At 68.3% G+C, this 21,944-nt stretch carries 24 protein-coding genes; 16 read left to right on the top strand and 8 right to left on the bottom strand.

The annotated features are described in order from the left end of the window. Positions 1 to 19: 19 nt before the first annotated feature. The 9 genes from phoR to Q0907_RS03700 all read left to right on the top strand — a co-directional run bounded on the left by phoR (position 20) and on the right by Q0907_RS03700 (position 10,149). Positions 20 to 1,363: a phosphate regulon sensor histidine kinase PhoR gene (gene phoR, locus Q0907_RS03740; protein WP_296280048.1), complete on the top strand. Its 1,344-nt coding sequence runs from the start codon at positions 20 to 22 to the stop codon at positions 1,361 to 1,363. Then, entirely contained in the window at positions 1,360 to 3,447 is a 2,088-nt protein-coding gene (gene ppk1 / locus Q0907_RS03735; RefSeq protein WP_299341637.1) for a polyphosphate kinase 1, read from the top strand. Before phoR ends, ppk1 begins: the two co-directional genes overlap by 4 nt. Positions 3,448 to 3,530: 83 nt before the next feature. Further along, the gene (gene ppx / locus Q0907_RS03730; RefSeq protein WP_343229804.1) at positions 3,531 to 5,060 is read left to right on the top strand and encodes an exopolyphosphatase; all 1,530 of its coding nucleotides are present in this window, start codon (positions 3,531 to 3,533) and stop codon (positions 5,058 to 5,060) included. A gap of 9 nt (positions 5,061 to 5,069) precedes the next feature. Beyond that, positions 5,070 to 6,278 (top strand): erythromycin esterase family protein, encoded by a 1,209-nt coding sequence (locus Q0907_RS03725; protein WP_299341634.1) that lies wholly within the window; start codon positions 5,070 to 5,072, stop codon positions 6,276 to 6,278. Between the two features lie 141 nt (positions 6,279 to 6,419). Further along, a complete protein-coding gene (locus Q0907_RS03720; protein ID WP_299341631.1) occupies positions 6,420 to 7,676 on the top strand; it encodes an EAL domain-containing protein in 1,257 nt (418 codons plus the stop codon). A 51-nt stretch (positions 7,677 to 7,727) separates the two neighbouring features. After that, positions 7,728 to 8,696 (top strand): aldo/keto reductase, encoded by a 969-nt coding sequence (locus Q0907_RS03715; RefSeq protein ID WP_299341628.1) that lies wholly within the window; start codon positions 7,728 to 7,730, stop codon positions 8,694 to 8,696. Between the two features lie 56 nt (positions 8,697 to 8,752). Continuing rightward, positions 8,753 to 9,118, top strand: a complete 366-nt coding sequence (locus Q0907_RS03710) for a cupin domain-containing protein (protein WP_299341626.1) — start codon at positions 8,753 to 8,755, stop codon at positions 9,116 to 9,118. 168 nt (positions 9,119 to 9,286) lie between these two features. Further along, entirely contained in the window at positions 9,287 to 9,694 is a 408-nt protein-coding gene (locus tag Q0907_RS03705; RefSeq protein ID WP_299341623.1) for a DUF4259 domain-containing protein, read from the top strand. Between the two features lie 23 nt (positions 9,695 to 9,717). Continuing rightward, entirely contained in the window at positions 9,718 to 10,149 is a 432-nt protein-coding gene (locus tag Q0907_RS03700; protein WP_299341620.1) for a hypothetical protein, read from the top strand. Positions 10,150 to 10,171: 22 nt separating this feature from the next. On the opposite strand, the gene Q0907_RS03695 is transcribed toward Q0907_RS03700, so the two are convergent. After that, a complete protein-coding gene (locus Q0907_RS03695) occupies positions 10,172 to 10,396 on the bottom strand; it encodes a DUF2798 domain-containing protein (RefSeq protein WP_299341618.1) in 225 nt (74 codons plus the stop codon). 26 nt (positions 10,397 to 10,422) lie between these two features. Then, entirely contained in the window at positions 10,423 to 10,914 is a 492-nt protein-coding gene (locus tag Q0907_RS03690; RefSeq protein ID WP_299341617.1) for a DUF2938 domain-containing protein, read from the bottom strand. Between the two features lie 92 nt (positions 10,915 to 11,006). Here Q0907_RS03690 and Q0907_RS03685 point away from each other — a divergent pair, with 92 nt between their 5' ends. The 3 genes from Q0907_RS03685 (at position 11,007) to Q0907_RS03675 (ending at position 13,186) form a co-directional block, all read left to right on the top strand. Further along, complete coding sequence (locus Q0907_RS03685) at positions 11,007 to 11,420, top strand: helix-turn-helix domain-containing protein (RefSeq protein WP_343229808.1); 414 nt, start codon at positions 11,007 to 11,009, stop codon at positions 11,418 to 11,420. Positions 11,421 to 11,511: 91 nt separating this feature from the next. Continuing rightward, the gene (locus tag Q0907_RS03680; RefSeq protein ID WP_299341612.1) at positions 11,512 to 12,657 is read left to right on the top strand and encodes a glycosyltransferase family 1 protein; all 1,146 of its coding nucleotides are present in this window, start codon (positions 11,512 to 11,514) and stop codon (positions 12,655 to 12,657) included. A gap of 7 nt (positions 12,658 to 12,664) precedes the next feature. Further along, entirely contained in the window at positions 12,665 to 13,186 is a 522-nt protein-coding gene (locus Q0907_RS03675; protein ID WP_299342612.1) for a phosphatase PAP2 family protein, read from the top strand. 131 nt (positions 13,187 to 13,317) lie between these two features. Here the strand turns inward: Q0907_RS03675 and Q0907_RS03670 are convergent, their stop codons facing one another. From Q0907_RS03670 to creB, 6 genes are all read right to left on the bottom strand, one after another. After that, positions 13,318 to 14,199 carry a carbon-nitrogen hydrolase family protein gene (locus Q0907_RS03670; RefSeq protein WP_299341610.1) on the bottom strand — a complete coding sequence of 294 codons (882 nt, stop codon included), beginning with the start codon at positions 14,197 to 14,199 and terminating at the stop codon, positions 13,318 to 13,320. Next, complete coding sequence (locus Q0907_RS03665; protein WP_299341608.1) at positions 14,196 to 14,801, bottom strand: GNAT family N-acetyltransferase; 606 nt, start codon at positions 14,799 to 14,801, stop codon at positions 14,196 to 14,198. Before Q0907_RS03665 ends, Q0907_RS03670 begins: the two co-directional genes overlap by 4 nt. A gap of 54 nt (positions 14,802 to 14,855) precedes the next feature. Further along, a complete protein-coding gene (locus Q0907_RS03660) occupies positions 14,856 to 15,281 on the bottom strand; it encodes a hypothetical protein (protein ID WP_299341607.1) in 426 nt (141 codons plus the stop codon). Between the two features lie 7 nt (positions 15,282 to 15,288). Continuing rightward, positions 15,289 to 16,659, bottom strand: a complete 1,371-nt coding sequence (creD, locus tag Q0907_RS03655) for a cell envelope integrity protein CreD (RefSeq protein WP_299341604.1) — start codon at positions 16,657 to 16,659, stop codon at positions 15,289 to 15,291. Between the two features lie 282 nt (positions 16,660 to 16,941). Next, positions 16,942 to 18,387, bottom strand: a complete 1,446-nt coding sequence (creC, locus tag Q0907_RS03650; RefSeq protein ID WP_299341601.1) for a two-component system sensor histidine kinase CreC — start codon at positions 18,385 to 18,387, stop codon at positions 16,942 to 16,944. Position 18,388: 1 nt separating this feature from the next. Next, entirely contained in the window at positions 18,389 to 19,099 is a 711-nt protein-coding gene (gene creB, locus Q0907_RS03645; protein WP_299341598.1) for a two-component system response regulator CreB, read from the bottom strand. Here creB and rlmJ point away from each other — a divergent pair. From rlmJ to Q0907_RS03625, 4 genes are read left to right on the top strand one after another with little or no spacing between them, the layout of a single operon-like run. Further along, positions 19,098 to 19,955 carry a 23S rRNA (adenine(2030)-N(6))-methyltransferase RlmJ gene (rlmJ, locus tag Q0907_RS03640; RefSeq protein WP_299341595.1) on the top strand — a complete coding sequence of 286 codons (858 nt, stop codon included), beginning with the start codon at positions 19,098 to 19,100 and terminating at the stop codon, positions 19,953 to 19,955. The two genes, creB and rlmJ, sit on opposite strands and share 2 nt — an antisense overlap. A 57-nt stretch (positions 19,956 to 20,012) precedes the next feature. Beyond that, positions 20,013 to 20,963, top strand: a complete 951-nt coding sequence (locus Q0907_RS03635) for a DUF808 domain-containing protein (RefSeq protein ID WP_299341593.1) — start codon at positions 20,013 to 20,015, stop codon at positions 20,961 to 20,963. A 55-nt stretch (positions 20,964 to 21,018) separates the two neighbouring features. Next, positions 21,019 to 21,567, top strand: a complete 549-nt coding sequence (locus tag Q0907_RS03630; protein WP_299341591.1) for a GNAT family N-acetyltransferase — start codon at positions 21,019 to 21,021, stop codon at positions 21,565 to 21,567. Positions 21,568 to 21,624: 57 nt separating this feature from the next. Next, complete coding sequence (locus Q0907_RS03625; protein ID WP_299341589.1) at positions 21,625 to 21,927, top strand: DUF4242 domain-containing protein; 303 nt, start codon at positions 21,625 to 21,627, stop codon at positions 21,925 to 21,927. The last annotated feature ends 17 nt before the right edge of the window (positions 21,928 to 21,944 follow it).

Genomic DNA, 21,944 nt, shown 5'->3' with positions numbered 1-21,944 from the left:
CATCTGACACAATCGATCCATGCCCCACGACATCCGCACCGCCTGGTTCAAGACGCTCGGCCAGCTGGCCCTGATCCTGGCGATGGCGGTCGTGGTCGGCCTGCTGCTGGGACAGGTCTGGCCCGTCGTCACCGTCGCTGCCCTCGGGGTCGTCGCGTGGCACTACTGGCGGCTTCGCAAGGTGTTGCTGCGCCTGACCGCCCGGCAGCGGATGGAACCGGCGCAGGGCAAGGGTGTCTGGAACGAACTCGACCGCCTGCTGTTCCGCGGCCAGGCCGAGATGCGCACCCGCAAGCGCCGCCTGCTCGACATGCTGCGCGCCTACCGCGCCGCCGCCGCCGCACTGCCCGATGCGGTCGTCGTCGTGGAACGGAACAGCCAGCGCGTGCAGTGGTTCAATCGGGCCGCCACCCATCTGCTGGGCCTGCAGTACCCCACGGACATCGGCGCCCCGGTCGGCGACCGCCTGCAGCCCCTGCCGATGTCGCACTGGCTGGCCGCGGGCCGCAACGCCGAACCCATGCTCGATGCGGCCTCGCCGGTCGATCCGAACCTGCGGCTCAACCTGCGGTTGATCCCCTATTCCGACGAGTACTGGCTGCTGGTCGCGCGCGACGTCAGCAAGATGCTGCGCCTGGAGCAGATGCGGCGCGACTTCGTCGCCAACGTCTCGCACGAACTGCGCACGCCGCTGACCGTGGTGCACGGCTACCTGGACATGCTGGAGCCCACCGAGTACCCGGACTGGGCGCCGATGCTGGCCGAGATGCAGAAGCAGTCGCAGCGCATGACCCAGCTGGTGGAAGACCTGCTGACGCTGTCGCGCCTGGAAGCGCAGGACAGCCTGCCCGACGAGAACGTCGCGATGGCGCCGATGCTGGCCACGCTGCGTCGCGAGGCGGAAGCGCTGAGCCAGCGCCGCCACACCATCGTGGTCCAGGACGAGGCGAACGTGGACCTGTCAGGCTCCAACAAGGAACTGCACAGCGCCTTCTCCAACCTGGTCAGCAACGCGGTGCGCTATACGCCCGTCGGCGGCACCATCACCGTGCGCTTCGCGCGCGAGGGAGACGGCGCGGTGCTCAGCGTGCGCGATACCGGCTACGGCATCCCGACGTCGCACCTGCCGCGCATCACCGAGCGCTTCTACCGCGTCTCGACCAGCCGCTCGCGCGAGAGCGGCGGCACCGGCCTGGGACTGTCGATCGTCAAGCACGTACTGAACCTGCACCAGGCCCGCCTCGAGATCGAAAGCGAGGTCGGACAGGGCAGCCTGTTCTCCATCCATTTCGGCGCCGAACGTGTCGAGCCTCGCCTCGACGCCGCCCCGCGCGCCCTCACCACGGACAGCCAGACCGCATGAACGCCGCCCTGGACACGACGCCCGCCCCTGCGACCGGCGAAGACGCGCTGCGCGACCCGGCGCTCTACCTCAACCGCGAACTGTCCCAGCTGGACTTCAACTTCCGCGTGCTGGCGCAGGCCCAGGACCCGTCGGTACCCTTGCTGGAGCGGCTGCGCTTCCTGTGCATCTCCTGCACCAACCTGGACGAGTTCTTCGAGATCCGCGCCGCCACCGTGCGCCACGCACTCGACTTCGGCCTGCCGCCGGGCGCGGATGGCATGAGCCCGGCGACCGTGCTCAACAAGATCCACGACCGCGCTGCCGAGCTGGTCGATGCGCAGTACAAGTGCTGGAACGAGGTGCTGCGCCCCGGACTGGCCGAAGCCGGCGTGCGCGTGTTCGGCCGCGACAGCTGGAACGCGCGCCAGACGCGCTGGCTGCGCGCCTATTTCCGCAACGAGATCATGCCGGTGCTGTCCCCCCTGGGACTGGACCCGGCGCATCCGTTCCCGAAGATCCTCAACAAGTCGTTGAACATCGTGGTGGTGCTGAAGGGCAAGGATGCGTTCGGTCGCGCCGGCCATCTCGCCATCGTGCGCGCACCGCGCTCGCTGCCACGCATCATCCACCTGCCGCAGCGCGTGTCCGGTGGCGAGAACGACTTCGTGCTGCTGTCCTCGGTGCTGTCGGTGTTCGTGGACGAACTGTTCCCGGGCATGGAAGTGAAGGGCTCGTACCAGTTCCGCGTGACCCGCAACTCCGAAGTGGTCGTCGACGAAGAGGAAGTCGAGAACCTGGCGCTGGCGCTGCGTGACGAGCTGGTCGGTCGTGGTTACCGGCCGGCCGTGCGCCTGGAGATCGCGCACGACTGTCCCAAGCCCATCGTGCGGCAGTTGCTGCAGAACTTCGCACTGCCCGACAACGCGGTGTATCCGATCAACGGCCCGGTCAACCTCAACCGCGTGATCCAGGTGTACGACCTGGTGCAGCGCCCGGAGCTGAAGTACCCCGTGTTCACCCCCCGGCCGCTGCGCGACAGCGAGGCGATCTTCGAAAAGGTGGCCGATGACGACGTGCTGCTGCACCACCCCTTCGATTCGTTCGGCGCCGTGCTGGACCTGATCAAGCAGGCTGCGGTGGACCCCGACGTGCTGGCGATCAAGCAGACGCTCTACCGCACGGGCAAGGATTCGGCGATCGTCGAAGCGCTGGTGCAGGCGGCGCGGAACGGCAAGGACGTGACCGTCGTGGTCGAACTGCGCGCCCGTTTCGACGAGGACGCCAACCTCGGCGTGGCCGACAAGCTGCAGGAAGCCGGCGCGCAGGTGGTGTACGGCGTCGTGGGTTACAAGACGCACGCCAAGATGCTGCTCATCGTGCGTCGCGAAGGGCGCAAGCTGCGGCGCTACGTGCACCTGGGCACCGGCAACTACCACAGCGGTACAGCACGCGCGTATACGGACATCGGCCTGCTCACCGCCGACCCCGACATCGGCAGCGACGTGCACCTGCTGTTCCAGCAGCTCTCCGGCCTGGCGCCCACGACCAAGCTCAAGCGACTGCTGCAATCGCCCTTCACGCTGCACCCGGGCCTGATCAAGAAGATCGAACGCGAAGCCAAGCTGGCGCGGGCCGGCAAGCCGGCGCGCATCATCGCCAAGATCAATGCCATCAACGAGCCGCGCATCATCCGCGCGCTGTATGCGGCCTCGCAGGCAGGGGTACGGATCGACCTGATCGTCCGCGGCGCCTGCGCGCTGCGCCCCGGGGTGCCGGGCATTTCCGACAACATCCGGGTGCGCTCCATCGTCGGTCGCTTCCTCGAGCACAGCCGTCTCTACTGGTTCGGCAACGACGGCGCGCCGGAGCTCTACTGCGCGAGCGCCGACTGGCTCGAACGCAATCTGCTGCATCGGGTGGAGACCTGCTTCCCCATCCTGGACAAGGACCTGGCGGCACGGGTGTTCAAGGACGGCCTGCAGAACTATCTCGATGACAACTGCAATGCCTGGGAACTGCAGGCCGATGGAAGCTACGTCAAGCTGACGCCCGGCGACGACGTGCCGCATTCGGCGCAGTCCACCCTGCTGGAAAAGGTGTGAGGCGACCCCCGCATGCGGCCTGCGATGACGCGCCTGCCGATCGCGTTGCTGCCATGCACGGCGCCATTGGCTAAACTGACCGCATGGCGCCCCTGACTTCCCCCACTTCCCCGCCGCTCCAGGACGGGGACATGCTGGCCGCGATCGACCTGGGCTCCAACAGCTTCCACATGGTGGTCGCGCGTTCGCTGCTGGGGCAGTTGCGCGTCGTGGACCGCCTGCGCGAGACGGTGCGCATGGCCGACGGCCTCGATGGCAAGGGCGGCCTGTCCGCCGCGGCACGGCAACGCGCCCTGGATTGCCTCTCGCGCTTCGGGCAGCGCATCCGCGACATTCCGGCCGCCCGCGTGCGTGCGCTCGCGACCAACACGGTGCGACAGCTGCGGGATCCGCAGGACTTCCTGGCGGCGGCGGAAGCCGCGCTGGGAAAGCCCATCGAAGTCGTCTCCGGGCGCGAAGAGGCGCGACTGATCTACCTCGGCGTGGCGCATTCGCAGCCGCCGAAATCGAACCAGCGCCGCCTGGTCATCGACATCGGCGGCGGCTCGACGGAATTCATCATCGGCCGCGGCTTCGAGACGCTGGAGCGCGAAAGCCTTCAGGCCGGCTGCATCGCCAGCACGCGCCGCTTCTTCCCCGGCGGCAAGCTGTCGCGCAAGCGCTGGAGGGAAGCGCTCACCGAGATCGGGGCCGAGTTCCAGCAGTTCGCCGGCCTGTACCGCAACCTCGGGTGGCAGGAAGCCATCGGCTCGTCCGGCACTAACAAGGCCATCGGCGAGATCTGTGCGGCGATGAAGCTCACCAAGGGGGCGGTGACCGCCGAGGCGCTGCCGCAGGTGCGCGACCGACTGCTGCAGGCCGACCGCATCGAGGACATCGACCTGCCGGGCCTGTCCAACGACCGCCGGCCCATCATCGCGGGCGGCGTGCTGGTGCTGGAGGCCGCCTTCGAGGCGCTGGGCCTGCAGCGCCTGATGGTGAGCAAGGCGGCCATGCGGGAAGGCATCCTGTTCGACATGCTGGGCCGCGGCAGCGACAACGATCCGCGCGATCTTTCCACTGCGGCGCTGATGCAGCGCTACGGCATCGACGAATTCCAGGCCGCGCGCGTGGAGGCGACGGCGATGCGCCTGTTCGAGCAGGTGGAGGACAGCTGGGGCCTGGACGACGACGACGCACGCATGCTCGGCTGGGCCGCGCGCCTGCACGAGATCGGCCTGGTGATCGCGCACAGCCAGTACCACGTGCATGGCGCGTACCTGCTGGAACATTCCGACATCGAAGGTTTCTCGCGCCAGGAGCAGCAGGTACTTTCGGCGCTGGTCCGCACCCACCGGCGTGGCGTGCCCAAGACCGCCTTCGACGCCCTGCCCGACCGCCTGCTGCTCAGCGCCAAGCGCAAGGCTGCGCTGTTGCGCCTGGCCGTGCTGCTGCACCGCTCGCACGACAACGAGGCGATCCCCCGTCTGGACCTGACCGCGGCGGACGACCGGCTGGACCTGGTGGTGAGCAAGAAATGGATCGACGCACGCCCGCTGCTGCGCTCGGATCTCGTCGGCGAGCCCGAGGACATGCAGGGCCTGGGCGTGGCGTTCAAACCGTTCGTGGCGTAGCGGAATTCCATGCAGGCCAGGGAGGGCCGATCGAGAACCTGTCTGAAGCACCTCGCGATCCTGATGCTCGCGCTCGCGATGCCTGGCATCGCCACCGCGTCGACGGTTCCGGTCGCCGACGACTTCGACGCGGCGATCGAATCGCTGTGCACCCAGCGCGTGGTGATGCTGGGCGAAGACGCCGGCCACGGTGCCGGTGCCACCGTGATGTTGAAGGGCCGCATCGTCGAGGCGCTTGTCGATCGATGCGGATTCGATGCGCTCTACTTCGAGAGTTCGGTCTACGAGTTTCTCGCGCTGGAAGAGCAGCTGGCCCGGGGCACTGCTCAGCCGGCACGGCTTGCCGAGGCCATCGGCCCCCTGTGGTCCGGCACGCGGGAATTCCAGCCGACACTGCGTTGGCTCTGGGATCGCGCCAGCAAAGGCACCCTGCGCCTGCGCGGCCTCGACATTCAGGTAGGCGGCGTATCGCAACCGTTCTCGGAGCATGCGCTTCCCCGGCGCCTTGCCGCGCATGCCGGATCCTCTCGCGTCGCTTGCGAAGGCCGGCTGGCGCGCCTGACGCAATGGGATTTCAGTGCCTCCCATCCGTACGACGATGCATTCCGGGATGCCCTCCGCCGTTGCTTGAAGAAGATCGGGCGCGGTGTATCCGGACCCGATGGGCAGGCCGATCGTGCAATGGCGATCAGTCTTGGCCAATTCCTCGACATGTCCAGCGGGGCCTCCTTCAATACGCGCGATGAGGGCATGGCACGGAATTTCTCGTGGCAGCATGCACGCACACCGGGTGAGCGCGCCATCATCTGGACGTCGACACCGCATGCGGTGAAAGCCCCGCTTCCGGATCGGCCCGATCGGATTTCGCTGGGCATGCACCTGCACCGCCGACTGGGGAGTGGCCTGGCCAGTGTGGGCTTCACCGCACGATCGGGTCGCCACGGCCGCCCCTCCCTGCCACCTGTGGCTATCGCGCTCTCGGCGACCTCGCTCGAGGCACGCGGCGGGATACCGATGTATCTGGACAGCACGCGTCTTCGCAGCATGGGCCCCATCGAATCGTCGGTCGTCGCCTACCGATACCCGCAGCCCGCCGATTGGAGCGTGTTGCTGGATGGCATATGGATGCTGCCGCTGGAAACCCCGCTGAGCGCCGTCGAGGCTGCCGGCTCGCCATCGTCCGCGGACGACGAGTCCCCCTCACCCGTCAAATTGTGACTTGAGGTTACACTCGACCCCGCCCCGGCTCTGCGGCGCGTCTAACGCCTTCGCCCCGCGCCACCTCCCCAGCGCCCTTGCGATGGGGGCAGAACACGACGGCTGACTATTCGTCGCGTACCTGACTTCAGGAGGAAGCCCGTGATCGACAGTAGGAAACCCGAGGAGGCGTTGACCGACGCCTGGCTGGAAGGCGGCCCCGGCGCCGTCGCGATCGGCCGCAACGTGGACCGGCTGCTCGACGCGGTACGCCGCCACCTCGACATGGACGTGGCCTTCGTCAGCGAATTCCATGGCAGCCACCGTGTCTTCCGCCATGTCGCCACCCGACTCGACCGCGCGCCCATCCGGCCCGGCGATTCCAGCCCGCTGGACGAGGGCTACTGCATGCGCGTGGTCGAAGGGAGCATCCCGCAGCTCATCCCCGATACGGCGGCAATTCCCGCGCTGGAATGCATCCCCGAAACACAGCACGTGCCGATCGGTGCGCACATCAGCGTCCCCATCCGGTTGCGCGACGGACGCGTCTACGGCACGTTCTGCTGCTTCAGCCTGGCGCCCAGCCTTTCGCTCGGCGAGCGCGACCTGCACATGATGCGCGCGTTCGCGGACCTGCTCGCCTACCAGATCGATGGCGACCTGCATGCCGTCCAAGAGCATGAAGAGAAGGTGGCGCGCATCACCTCCGTGCTGGAACTCGGCCAGCCGCACATGGTGTACCAGCCGATCTACCGCAGCAGCACGCGCAGGATCGTCGGCGTGGAGTGCCTGTCGCGCTTCCTGCTGGAACCGCAGCGCACGCCCGACGTATGGTTCGCTGAAGCCCGCGCCATCGGCCTCGGCGTCAGGCTGGAACTCAATGCCATCCTGTCCGCGCTGGACGGCCTGCGCGAGGTCAGCGGCGATTTCTATGTCGCGCTGAATGTCTCGCCGCAGACCCTCGTCAGCGGCGGCATCGACGGCTACATCGACGACCTGGATCCACGGCGCGTGGTGCTGGAGATCACCGAGCACTCGCTGGTCGACGACTATGCGTTGCTCAACGAACGGCTGGCGCCGTTGCGCGAGGCCGGCGTGCGCATCGCCGTTGACGACGCCGGCGCCGGCTACGCCAGCATGCGGCACGTGCTCGCGATCCATCCGGACATCATCAAGCTGGACCTGAGCTTGACGCGCGGGATCGACCACGATTCGCCGCGTCGCGCACTGGCTGCCGCCCTGATCGAATTCGCCCGCCAGACGCAGTCGCACGTGGTGGCCGAAGGCGTGGAGACCGCCTCCGAACTGGACGCCCTGCGCGCGCTCGGCGTCGACGACGTGCAGGGCTACCACCTGGCGCGCCCGCTCGAGGCCGACGCACTGGCCCGCCGGCTCGTGGCCGAGCGCCGGCGCTACTAAGACGTGCCCGCGACCTGCGATGATGGGCCCTGACCTTTCCGTTCCGCCGCCATGAAGACCTACCTCCTCGCCGACGGCCTGCCGGTGTCCCGCATCGCCTACGGCTGCATGCACCTCAGCCGTGCCTGGGACGCCACCCCGGTCACCGCCGACGAGCGCCGGCAGGCGCAGTGCCTGGTCGAAACCGCGCTGTCGCACGGCATCACGCTGTTCGACCACGCCGACATCTACGCCCGCGGCAAGTCCGAGCAGGTATTCGGCGACGTCCTGCGCGCGTCGCCTGGCCTGCGCGGTAGGATGGTGCTGCAATCCAAGTGCGGCATCCGATTTGCCGAGGATCCCGCCGGCACGCCGGGCCGCTACGATTTCAGCCATGGCCACATCACCGCGTCGGTGGAAGGCAGCCTGTCGCGCCTTGGCGTGGACCATCTCGACGTGCTGCTGCTGCACCGTCCGGACGCCCTGGTCGAGCCGGAGGAGGTCGCGCGCGCCTTCGACGACCTGCAGGCCGCCGGCAAGGTGCGGCATTTCGGCGTGAGCAACCATACGCCGTGGCAGATCGACCTGCTGCGGCGCCATGTGCGGCAACCCCTGGTCGCCAACCAGGTGGAACTCAGCCTGCTCCACCATCACCTGATCGACGACGGCGTGGTCGCCAACACCACCGGCCATGTCCATGCCTCCGCCGCCGGCACGCTGGACCACTGCCGCTTGCACGGCGTCCGCGTGCAGGCCTGGTCGCCCTTGGCGGGCGGCAGGCTGGCGACGACGTCGGCGTTTGCCGATCCCGTCATCCACGCGACATCGCTGCTGCTGCGGCGGATCGCGGAAGACAAAGGCGTGGCGCCCGAGGCGATCCAGATCGCCTGGCTGCTGCGGCACCCTGCCGGCATCCAGCCGATCATCGGCACGACGGATCCCGTCAGGCTCGGCGCGTGCGCGGCCGCGGACGACGTCGTGCTGACGCGGGAAGAATGGTATGCGCTGTTCACCGCGGCACGCGGCGAGCAGGTTCCCTGACGCACAGTGCAACCCCCACCATGCGGTATTGCGAGCCGCTTCATTCCGGGACGCCCATGTCACACACCGCCATCAATCTGAAGGACAAGCTGTCCCGCTTCTCCGAGCATTGGTCTCCGCGCGTCATCGCCGAAATGAACGACTACCAGTTCAAGCTCGCCAAGGTGAAGGGCGAATTCGTCTGGCATGCGCATGCGGACACCGATGAGGTGTTCATCGTGCTCGACGGCGCGCTGACGCTGGAGTTCCGCGACAAGGCGGTAGTGCTGACGACCGGGGAAATGTACGTGGTACCCAGGGGCGTCGAGCACCGGCCCGTGGCCGTCGACGAGTGCAGCATCATGCTGGTGGAACCCCGCGGCGTGGTGAATACGGGCGATGCGGGCGGTGCCTACACGGCGAAGAATGACGTCTGGGTGTAACCGACCGTGCGGATCGCCTCTCCACGACGTGAAAACCCACGCGAGGAAATCTCGGGATGACCAACCTGTACAACGCGCGGCACTACCAGACGGCTGTCATCGCGTTTCTCGTGGCGCTGCCCGCCATGGTCGTGCTCGCCCTTGCAGGCCAGCGCAAGGAGTAGGCGGATGGGCACCTGGGGCATCGGTTCCTTCGAAAACGACGACGCGGCGGATTTCATGATCGACGTCCTGGACAGCGGCGACCTGGCGCTTGTCCACGAAGCACTGGACAACGTGCTGACCTCGACCGAGTACGTGGAAGCATCGGATGCTGTGCTGGCCATCGTGGCCGCCGAGATCGTCGCGGCTGCGGCAGGCCGGCCCACGCTGGCCGCGCAGCAGCAGGACGGCCTGGCTGCCTGGCTCGCCCGCATCCGGCCCACGATCACCGCCGGAATCGCCACGCAAGCGCGGCAGGCGCTCACACGCCTGCTGGGCGACCACTCCGAGCTCCGGGACTTGTGGGAAGAGACCGACGACATCCACGCGTGGCGCGCCGTCGTGACCGAACTGCGCCATCAGCTCGACGCCTGATCGCTGGCATCGTCCGAAGCGCCATGCACCTGTCCCGACGAAAGCGCACGTGGCTTACCCGGCTCGCCCTCACCGCCTTGGCGATGGGTGCCTACCCGGCATTCGTGCTGACCTACACCTGGTCGCACGTTTCGCAGAGCCCGCTGCCTGGCGGGCGGCACGGACCGTTGGATGCCTATCGGCACACGCTGGCAAGCGCGGTGGTCTCGCATACGCTCCACCCGCGGGTCGTGTCGTGGATCAACGCCGTGATGGAACACCAAGGGAAGCGCTCCAATGCGATGGATATCCACAACAACCTGATCGGAGCCCGGATCGGCGCACGTGCCGTCCGGTTCGCCGAGATCGAACCCAGGGTCGCGCGCAGTGTGGCTGAGGGGCGTGTGGATGCCCCCTCGCCGAACCGGACCACCTGGTTGCCGGAAGAGGCGTGGCAGGAAGGCCTCGCCTGGTAAGCATCGCCTGACCCTCCGACGCTCAGGCCGTCATGCGGGCGACCACCCGGCGCACCCAGGGTGCCACCAGCGTGACGGCGAGGAAGGCCACGGGCCAGGTCGTGGCGCAACTGCGTGCCCAGGTGCCCAGGAAGTCGGGACGCAGGCCCTGGTTGACCAGCAGCACGAACGCGGACACCAACGACACCATGATCGCGGACAGCAGGGCGCCGAACAGCAACGGAGCGAAACGGACGGGGATACGCATGGGAAGTCTCCGGAAACAGGAAAGGATCAGGCGGGGAACAGCGGACGCAGGAACATGGCCGAGAGGTACAGGCCCGCGCCGAACACGAGGTGGTTGACGAGGCTGTGCAGGCGCGCCCTGCCTGGCTCGGCAGTGCGGGACGCCGCCACGCCCGCACCCATGCCCGGCTGCATCAGCAGGAACGGCGCGGCGACGGTCCCGACCCCGAGCAGCAATGCCGGTAACGGCGTGGGATCGCGCAACCACGCATCGCCCCAGACCACCGGCAGCAACGCGGCGAAGGCGACCCCGGTCAGGTAGTGCGCGACCCAGCCCAATACGCGCTCGCCGCGGACGGGCGGACTGCGGGCAATGGCCTCGTGCCGGAACTGCCCCGCCGCCATGTGGCCCAGCCAGCGTCCCACGCGTCCGTAATCCGCACGCGGCACACCGAACACGCGCCACCGCAGCAGGCCCCACGCATCCATCGTCACGGTGGCGCCGAGACCGATCAGCACGATGTGGACGGGAAGTTCCATGACGTTCTCCGGACGGGATGGCACCGCAGGCTTGTCCCGCAGGGCCGGTGCGCGCAGGATGCGACTTCAAGTCGACTTCAAGTCAAGAGGGCATCCGCATGGATATCGGCGAGGTCGCGAAGCGGTCCGGCGTCCCCGCGTCGGCATTGCGCTACTACGAACAGAAAGGGCTGATCGCCTCGAACGGACGACAGGGCCTGCGCCGCACGTTCGACCCCGGCGTACTGGAACGCCTGGCGCTGATCGCGCTGGGGCAGACCGCAGGCTTCACGCTGCACGAGATCGCCGCCATGTTCGGTCCCGATGGACGACCCGACATCGACCGGCGCAGCCTGCTGGCGAAAGCGCGCGAGATCGATGCCATGATCCACCGCCTCGCTGCGTTGCGCCGTGGCCTGCGGCATGCCGCGGCCTGCCCTGCCCCCGACCACATGGCATGCCCCACGTTCCGGCGCCTCTTGAAGGAGGCCGCCGCCAACGGCCGGCCTGCACGCGCCCCACGCTGATGTCACGGCGATCGCCGTCATCGGCCGGTCACGCGTTCGACACACCGGCTACATCTTCCGCGTCCAGCATGCGCAAAACGTGGAGTCGCGCATGCGCTTTGCCATCGTCACTGAGACGTATCCGCCGGAAGTGAACGGCGTGGCCCTGACCGTGCAGGGCCTGGAGGCCGGCCTTCGCCAGCGCGGTCGCGCGGTCTCGCTGGTCCGCCCGCGCCAACCCGGCGACCTGCCGCATGTCGACGACACCCTGCTGGTGCGCGGCGCCAGCCTGCCGCGTTATCCGGGACTGAAGTTCGGCCTGCCCGCCACGCGCCGCCTGCTGTCGCAGTGGAAGGACGACCCGCCGGATGCGATCTACGTGGCCACGGAAGGTCCGCTTGGGTGGTCGGCGTTGCGTGCCGCGCGGCGGCTCGGCATCCCGGTGGCGACCGGCTTCCACACCCGCTTCGACGAATACATGCGCGACTACGGCGTGCGCTTCCTGCAGCACACCGCCCTGCGATGGATGCGCCGCTTCCACAACGGCGCCGACGCGACGCTGGTGCCCACGCGCGAGTTGGCGGACTTCCTGCAGGCGGAGGGGTTCGACCGCGTGGTACGGCTGGCGCGCGCGGTCGATGCGCGTCACTTCAGCCCGTCGAGGCGCGACGATGCGCTGCGCGCCGCGTGGGGCCTGGGGCCGGATGACCTGGCGGTCATCTATGTCGGCCGCATCGCGGCGGAAAAGAACCTGGACCTGTCGATACGCACGTTCCGCGCGATCCAGCAGCGGCAACCGACGGCGAAGTTCGTGTGGGTGGGCGACGGTCCGCTGCGCGAGCGACTGGCGCAGGAGCACCCCGACTTCCTGTTCTGCGGCGTGCAGCGCGGCGAAGCGCTGGCTCGGCACTTCGCCAGCGGTGACCTGTTCCTGTTCTCCAGCCACAGCGAAACCTTCGGCAACGTCACGCTGGAGGCGATGGCCAGCGGCGTGCCGACCGTGGCGTTCAACTACGGCGCCGCCCGCGAACACCTGATCGACGGCGTGCACGGCGCGGCGGTGGAGAACGACGAGGATTTCCTGGCCGCCGCCCTGCGCCTGGGTGCGGATGCACCGATGCGTCGCGCGCAGGGCAGTTCCGCCAGCCGCGCGATGCGCGGCCTGCATCCTGACCAGGTGGCGGCGGATTTCGATGCATTGCTGACCGGTCTCGCCCTGACACGGAGGAACATCCATGCGTCCGCTGCTGCCGCGTAATGCCTTCATGGGCCGGGACGCCGGCTGGTGCCTGCGCGCCAACCGGTGGGGTGAATGGGCCGGCGTGCGCCGGTTCTTCGCTGTCGTGAGCCGCCTGGGCGACGGCGTGTTCTGGTATGTGCTGATGGCGGCGCTGATCGTCGCCGACGGCATGGACGGCCTGGCGGCCTCTGCCCACCTCGCGGGCACCGGCGTCATCGCACTGACGCTGTACAAGGCATTGAAGCGCTGGACGCGCCGGCCGCGCCCGTTCGCATCCGACGTGCGCATCCGCGCGTGGATCGCGCCGCTGGACGAGTTCAGCTTCCCGTCCGGCCACACGCTGCATGCCGTCGCATTCACCCTTGTTGCACTCGCGCACTACCCGGGCCTGGCGCCGTTGCTGATCCCGTTCGCCGGCTGCGTGGCCGCGTCGCGCGTGGTGTTGGGACTGCATTATCCGAGCGACGTGCTGGCCGCCACGGCCATCGGAACACTGCTGGCAGGACTGTCGATCTGGATCGTGCCTGGCGTCAGCTTGCTGGGCTAGGGGGACTATCGCTGCGGGTTGAGTCGGCAGTCACGCCAGGCATCGCGAGCACGACCATCTGTTGCAGCAGCGCCCTCGGGCGCGATGCTGTTCGTTGGATGTGCGGAAAAGCATCGCGCCCGAGGGCGCTCCTACAACGACTGGAGTTTGGCGCGCACGAGTGCCGGCCGCAGCTGACCCGCCCAGTCACGATCATTCGCCACCTGCGCGTCCGCACGGCTGCGGTCCAGGGCGTCGAGATCCAGGTCCGCGATCGCCCAGGCCTGGGCGCCGGCGGTCTTCGCCACCACGCCATCGGCAGGCAGGCCGCGATCCATCGGGGCATAGATAGCCGCCTCGCCGGTGTTGATGTCCAGCGCGGGGCTCCAGGGCGCCTCCCCGGCCGTCACCGCCTGCGCGACGAACATACGGTTCTCCAGCGCGCGCGCCAGGCAACCGACCCGCACACGCGTGGCCCCGGCGTCGGTATCCGTGCAACTCGGAACCAGCAGCAGTCGTGCGCCCGCCTCGGCCTGCGCACGCACCGGCAGCGGGAACTCGCTGTCGTAGCAGACGGACACCCCGCACCGCACGCCATCAAGGTCGAATACCGTCAGCGCGTCGCCACCTTCGATGACGCCGAGCGCCTTCTCGAATCCGGTCAACTGCAGCTTGTCCTGCCAGGCATGCCCGCCACGCGGCGTGAAGACATCGCTGCGGTTGCGGTAGCGTCCCCTATCGTGCGCGAGCAGGAAGCTGCCGGCCACGATGCACAGATCCATCTCCCGGGCCAACCGTGCATACAGCGCGAGCCAGCGATCCCGGTACTGCTGTATCGCCGCGAGCGAAGCCAGCAGGTCGGCCTGCACTGCGGCATCGAAGGTCGCCGCCAGTTCCAGCGAAAGATATTCCGGCAGCACGGCCACGCGCGCACCCTGCTCCGCCGCTTCGCCGATCACGCGTGCCTGGCGTTCGGCGAAGGCATCGAAATCGGCGGGCGCCCCGATCGCGTACTTGGCGACGGCCACCTTCATCGTGATGGCTCCAGTCCGCGCAGCCAGAACGTCAGTGCGTGGTCGACCTCACCGCGGCCGATCTCGTTCCATGCCAGCCGCATCGTCATGCCCGGTTGTCGTGCATAGCCCCGCTTGTCCCAGAACGCTTCGTTCGTGCGCTGCGCCAACGGCCTGCGCGGATCGCCGGCATCGCGGTCCACCGCGCAGAAGGCCGTCCAGCCGAAGCGCCCCAGGGCGCGCGCATGCGCCTCGCGGTGATCGAAGAACGCATGGCCGATGCCGTGGCCCCGCCAGGCAGGCAGCAGCACCGACTCGCCGAAGTAGAAAACCTGTTCGGGATCCATGCCCGCGGCAAGGAACGGCTGCTGGAAGGCGTCGGTGTCGTCCGCCAGGGGCAGGCCCGTGGATGCGCCGACGACGTCCCCGCCCTGCATGGCCAGCACGAAGATGCTCTCGGCAGACGCGGCATAGGCGGCCAGGTAGTCGCGCTCGTAGCCGGGATCGCCTTCGTAGAGGTAAGGCCAGTCACGGAACACCGCGACGCGCAGGCGCGCGACGTCGTCGAGCCAGGGCGTGATCTCCGGGCCACGGAAGAGGCCGATGGTGGGCGCTGAATCCATCCCGGGACTCTAGCGCACGCCATCGGCCGCGGCGAGATCGTGACGCAGCAGGCACTAGGGAAGGACGGCACGCCACCCCGCCCGGTCGAGTCCGCGATCGTCCCAGACGTAGACGACGGATGCCGCGGCGGGCAGGAGGCAGAGGCCGGCGCGGCCGTCCATGCTGCAGGTCCGGAAGCGCGATGCCGGACCGGTCCCTTCCTGCTTCCACGCGGCGTACGTCAAGGGTCGCGCGCGGCGTCCCAGGCCCTCCCTGGCCCGGCACGCGTCCTGCAGGTACTGCGCCGCGCGCGATGCCAGCGACCGCAACGTGGTCGACGACAACCGGAACACGAGGCTGCCCTGACGACGATGCGACAACGGCAGCAACAGTGCGGCCAGCCGTTGATCGTCCGCACCGTCGAGCAGCACCGCGTCGGTACCGATCTTGTCGGGCAGCACGCGGCATGCGCGGCGATGGAGGCTGTCGACATCGAGCATGGCCGCCTCAGCGCAGTTCCGTGCCCAACGCGTACCAGTCCACCTTGCGGGTGACCCACATGATCGCCGCGAGGATGCCGAACAGCAGCAGCGAGCCCATCAGCAAGGCATTGTCTTCCGACACCAGCAGGCCGTAGAGCACCCCGTACAGCGAGGTCAGCATCGCGGCGAACCCGGCCGCCCTCGCTCCACTCTGCAGCACGCCCGACAGGTAGACGAACTGCAATCCGATGCAGGCGGCCGCGGAAACAAGGTAGGCCTTCCAGAATGCGATGTGCTCGGACAGGCTCAGCAGCAGCAGGAAGAAGATCGCCAGTGCCAGGCCCACCAGCAGGTATTGCAGCGGATGGATGGGCAAGCGCTTGATCAGTTCGAACAGCGCGAACCCCACGAACGTCAGCACCACGAACAGGATGCCGTACTTGCTGGCGCGGTCGGCCTGCGTGTAGACGTCGATCGGGTCCACCAGGCTGACCTGCAGCGCGTCCACGCCGCCGTTCAACGGCGCAGCCAGCACGCGGCCGTCGACGATGCGGTCGGTCTGCGACGCGCCATCGTCCTCGCCCCGCAGCTGCTTCTGCGCGTTACTGGCGAGCGAGGAAATCTTCCACGTGGCATTGAAACCGGAACCGCTGACGTCGCTGCTCGGCGAATAGCCTTCGAACTTAGGATGCGGCCAGCTGGACTTGATCCGGATGTCATTGGTGTCGCCCAGCGGGACGACGGACAACGATTCGGTACCCTTGAGGAGCAGCTTCATCTTCACCTGCTGGCCCGCCACGCGACCCGCCGCGACGGCAGGAAGTTCGGCATGGATGCCGTCCAGGCGCGCGCCCAGGTAGCCGGTACCGGACTTCAGCGGGAGCGTCGCGCCATCGATCTTCAGTTCGGGCGTGCCGGCGACACCGCGCACGTCGGCAATGCCGAACACGATGTACGGCGTGCCGTACTGGCGCTCAGCGCCGGTGGCCGACGGCCCCGGCAGTGCGGACTCGAAGGTGGCATCTAGGTCAGCATGCCATTCGTACACGCGTACCTTGTACAGGCCCACGGCGCGTTCGGCGGGCGCCAGATGGCCCGCGACGTTCAAGGTCTTCGGCATCTGCAACAAGTGGCCGGCAGTCTTCTCGTCGCGGTAACGCTTCGAACCCTTGTCGTCCTGCCACTCGACGCGACGGACCTCGGTCCACGGGACGACGCGGATCGGCCCGGTCACGCGCTGTTTGCCAGCCGTGCCTTCGATGACCCGCTCCACGGCCTGATGCCGGTAGGCCTCGCGCTCCTGGATGGTGCCGCGGATCATCATCAGCGGAATGAGCAGCAGCAGGACCAGCCCGCCGATGGTGAGGAAACGCAACAGCAACTTCAGTGACTTCATGTCGATGCCCCGGTTGGATACGCGGTGCATCGTCCGCCGGTGATGTGCAACCGGCAGGAAGCGTGTTTGAAGGCTGTGTGAAGTGCGGGGTTCCCTCTCCCCGTTAACGGGGAGAGGGTGCCGAAGGCGGGTGAGGGGCGAGCGGAGACCGTCGACGATGGCGCTTGAGGACATGGTCAGCGGGCGCGGCGTTATCGGCGAGAGACGCGAAGCCTGATGGGGAAGCGCTCCTCATCCACCCTTCGGGCACCTTCTCCCCCGCACGCGGGGAGAAGGCATCCCTCAAGGCTGCAGCGCAGGCAGCGACAACACCGCCTCCGCGCCACCGTCGGGCCGGTTCTCCAGCGTGACTTCGCCCCCGTGCAGGCGCATCACTTCGCGCACGAAGGGCAGGCCCAGGCCGGAACTGCGTTGACCGCCCTCCGGCCGTGGCAACGAATAGAAGCGCTCGAACACGCGCTCCCGCGCGTAGTCCGGCACACCCGGGCCCTGGTCGCGCACGATGAAGCGCACCAGTCCGTCCACGGCATCGACGACCAGCTCCACCGTGCCGCCGGGCGGCGAGAAGGCGATCGCGTTGTCCAGCAGATTGCCCAGCGCGCGCCGCAGCAGGAAGGCATCGCCTTCGACGGCCCACGCGCCGGCCTGGGGCACCCGCACGACGTCGACGCCTTGTGGGGTCAGCTTCGCACCGACTCCCTGCACCACATCATCGGCGAGGGTGGCGGTATCGATGCGTTCACGGCGCTGCAGCCACCCGTGCTGCTCCACTTCCGCCAATGCGAGCAGCTTGTCGATGGTCTCGGTGAGCCGCTGCTCCTGGGTCTGGATGTTGCGCGCGAAGCGTTGCCGATCGGCTTCCGGCAACGGTTCCTGCAGGAGCTCGGCCGCGCCGCGGATCGCCGCGAGCGGACTTTTCATTTCATGGGTCAGCGACTGCACATACTGCTCGACGTAGGCCTTGCCCTGCAGCTTGCGGCGCATCGTCTCCAGCGCACGGCCGAGGTCGCCGATCTCGTCGGTGCGCGGGCGTGGCGGCGGCACGGGTTCGCCGGCGCTGACCGCCTGTGCGTAACGGTTCAGGCTACCGATGCCGCGCATCAGCCACCACGTCATCAGCACGCCGATCAGGGCGGAAATGCCGATCAGCCATGCCCCCCGCAGCAGGATGCTGCGCTGGCTGGCGACGATGAAGGGCTCGATGCTGCGGTTCGGCTGCGACAGCGTCAGCACGCCGATCAGCGTCGAGCGGTCGGCCGGGTCGAAGATCGGCGCGGCCACGTGCATCACGGTATTGGTCTTGTCGCCCGGCACCTCCGCGCTGGAGCGTGCGCCGTACTCGCCGCGCAGGGTGCGATAGACGTCGTTCCAGCGCGAGTTGTCGCGGCCCACGTCGCGCCCCTGCGAGTCGAACACCACCGTGCCCCTCGCATCGGTGACGGTGACGCGGTAATCCACGGTGCGCTTCTGGAAACGCCAGACCCACGCTTTCGGGTCCCGCTGCTGCGCCTGCGCCACGTTCTCCGCGAATGCGCCGCTGGCGATGCGGCCGGTCTTCAGGTCGTCCGCCGCCATCTCGGCCAGCATGTTGGCGGCATCGACCAAGGTGGATTCCATCGCCTGGCGCACGCCGGGCTTGACCTCGTTGACGAACACGCGCATCACAAAGAAGGCGGCGATGCCGACGATGAGGAAGAAGCCGAGGACCAGCTTCAGCCCGAGGCGCATGTCAGGCCTCGATGGCGTAACCCAGCCCGCGGTGCGTGCGGATCGGGTCGGGGTCGGCGCCGGCCGCCCGCAGCTTGGCGCGCAGCGTCTTGACGTGGGTGTCGACGGTGCGGTCGGTGCTGTCGGCATCGCTGTCCCAGCCGCGATCCATCAGCTGGGACCGGCTGAGGATGGCGCCGGGGCGTTGCAGCAACGCGTCCAGCAGGGCGTACTCATAGCGGGTCAGGTCGAGCGGTTGCTGGCGGTAGCGGATACGGTGGCCTTCGCGGTCGATCGCGAAGTCACCGCGCGCGACCCAGTCGCCCGCGACTGTCGGCGCGGTACCGCCGCTGCGACGCAGGCGGGCACGCACGCGCGCCACCAGTTCGCGTGGCGAGAACGGCTTGGTGACATAGTCGTCGGCACCCAGCTCCAGGCCCAGCACGCGGTCGATCTCGTCGTTGCGCGCGGTCAGGAAGATCACCGGCACCTCGGTGAAGCCGCGCAGCGCGCGACAGACGTCGAAGCCGCTGGCGTCGGGCAGGCCCACGTCCAGCACCACCACGTCGATGCCGCCGGCGCGGACGCGCGGCACGACATCGCGGGCCAGCAGGCAGTGGTCGGCGTCGATGCCTTCGCTGCGCAGGGCATACAGCACGGCGTCGGCGATGGCGGCTTCGTCTTCGGCAATCAGTACGCGGGGCATGGCGCAAGCATATATGCTGCGCGCCATGAATTACCGCCATGCGTTCCACGCCGGCAACCATGCCGACGTCCTCAAGCACATCGTGCTGCTGGCCCTGGTCGATGCGCTGAAGCGCAAGGACGCGCCGTTCTTCGTGCTGGACACGCATGCCGGACGTGGCCGCTACCTGCTGGGCGGCGCGGAAAGCCGCAAGACGTCCGAGGCCGACGACGGCGTCTTCAAGCTGATGGGCGCCGCCCGCCTGCCCGACCCCGCCGAGCGCTACCTGCGCGCCGTGGTCGCCAACAATCCCGTCGGCGCGCTGATCACCTATCCGGGTTCGCCCCTGCTGGTCGCGCAGGCGCTGCGTGCGCAGGACCGGCTGGCGGCGTGCGAGCTGCAGCCCGACGAGGCGAAGGCGTTGCGCGAGGTCTTCGATGGCGACGAGCGCGTGGCCGTCCATGCCCGCGACGGCTATGCGGCGATGAAGGCCCTGCTGCCGCCGCGTCTCGGCACGCAACGCTTCGCGCGCGGACTGGTACTGATCGATCCGCCGTACGAAGTGCAGGATGCGGAGTACCCGCAGATCATCGCCTCGCTGCGCGATGCCCTGGAGCGCTGGCCGGCCGCCACGTATGCGGTCTGGTATCCCGTCAAGCAGCGGCGCAGCCTGCTGCCGTTCTTCCGCAAGGCCGCCGCGCTGCCCTCGAAGGGCGCCTTCGTCGCCGAACTGCTGGTCCGCCCGGACGACTCCCCGCTGCGCCTCAATGGCAGCGGGATGCTGGTGGTGAACCCGCCGTGGCAACTCGACGCTGCACTGGCGCCGGTGCTGCCGGTACTGGCCGCCACCCTCGGCGAAGCCGGTGCGAGCCATCGGCTGGAGTGGGTGAAGGCCGCGACCTGATCCATCGGGGCGCTGTGCGAGAATCGCCGCTCCCTTTCCCAAGACGACGCCTCATCCATGGCCGGATCCAGCCTGTTCGCCCTGATCGACGACATCGCCACCCTGCTGGACGACGTGTCCGTGATGACCAAGGTGGCCGCCAAGAAGACGGCGGGCGTGCTGGGCGACGACCTGGCGCTCAATGCGCAACAGGTCACCGGCGTGAAGGCCGACCGCGAATTGCCGGTGGTATGGGCCGTGGCGAAAGGCTCGGTGGTCAACAAGGCGATCTTGGTGCCGGCGGCGCTCGCGATCAGCGCCCTGGAAACCTGGCTGCACGGGCGAGGTTACGACATCCCGCTGGTGACGCCGCTGATGATGATCGGCGGTGCCTTCCTCTGCTTCGAGGGCGTGGAGAAGCTGGCCCACAAGTTCCTGCACAAGGAAGACGACACCCAGCGCCACGCCGAGCGCGTGGCCGCGATCCAGGACGCGAACGTCGACATGGTCGCGTTCGAGAAGGACAAGGTCCGGGGCGCCATCCGCACCGACTTCATCCTGTCCGCCGAAATCATCGTCATCTCGCTGGGCACGCTCGCGGGCCGCACCTTCATGGAGCAGGTGCTGACGCTGGTGGCGATCTCCGCCATCATGACCGTCGGCGTGTACGGCCTGGTCGGCGGCATCGTGAAACTGGACGATGCCGGCCTGGCGCTGACCGCCGATGCGCGCGCTACCGGCTGGGCGCGCTTCAAGCGTGCCTTCGGCCGCGGCATCCTCTACAGCGCGCCGTACCTGATGAAGTTCCTGTCCATCGCCGGCACCGCCGCCATGTTCCTGGTCGGCGGCGGCATCCTCGTCCACAGCGTCCCGGCGCTGCACCACGTCATCCAGCCGTATGCGGAAGGCAAGCTCGGCTGGCTGTGGGACAGCCTGTTCAATGCAGGCATCGGCGTGCTGACCGGCGCGGTGATCGTGGCCGTCGTCACGGGGATCTCGCGCCTGCGCGGCAAACGCCACGGCGCCTGAACCGGCGGGCCGGCGACCCTCGCCCCGGTTCCGGATTTCATGCGAGCATCACGCCATGACTGCGCCGAAACGCCTTCCGCCCTGGCATGAACACTTCCGCCTGCCCAGCGGGCGCGAGCTGCTGATCCGCCCGATCCGGCCGGAGGATGCCGGTCCCATCCAGGGCGCCTTCGGCCTGCTGGGCCCCGAAGAGATCCGCCACCGGTTCATGTATGCGCTGAAGGAGCTCACGCCGGAAATGGCGCAGCGCCTGACCCATCCGGACCCCAACACCGAGTTCGCCCTGGTCGCCGCCGAGGCGCTTCCGCCGGGCGAGGCCCTCGTGGGCGCGGTGGCGCGCGCCGCCATGGTGCCGCGGACACGCGAGGCCGAATTCGCCATCCTGGTCAGCCACTTCATCGCCGGCCAGGGACTGGGCCGCCACCTGATGCGCAAGCTGGCCAAGTGGGCGCGCTCGAAGAAGCTCGACCGCCTGTATGGCGACGTGCTCGATACCAACCAGCCCATGCTGACGCTGGCGCAGTCGCTGGGTTTCAAGCGTGTCCGCGAAAACGACGGCTCCGGACTGGTCCGCGTGGTGCTCGACCTGAACGAAGATCCCTGACCGCGCCGACCGGCGGTCGGCCCGTGCGGGCCGTGGACAGCGTGTCATGCGTACAGGGTGACCCCGCCACCCGCCCTCGAGGCGACCGTGCCACGCTATCTGATCGAACGCGACATCCAGGGCGCCGGCCTGATGACGCCCGTCGAGCTGAAGTCCGTCTCCCAGGCCTCGTGCCGCGTGCTCCACGACCTCGGCCCGCAGGTCCAGTGGGAGCACAGCTACGTCACCGATGACCGCCTCTACTGCGTCTACCGCGCATCGAGCGAAGACCTTGTGCTCGAACATGCGCGGCAAGGCGGCTTTCCCGTCGACCGCATTTCCGTGGTTGCCCACGTGATCGATCCGCTCACCGCGGAATGATCCGTTCCCGGGCGTGA

It is taken from the genome of uncultured Pseudoxanthomonas sp. (assembly GCF_947498795.1).
Lineage (GTDB): Bacteria > Pseudomonadota > Gammaproteobacteria > Xanthomonadales > Xanthomonadaceae > Pseudoxanthomonas_A.
This window is presented reverse-complemented; position numbering and strand designations above follow the sequence as displayed.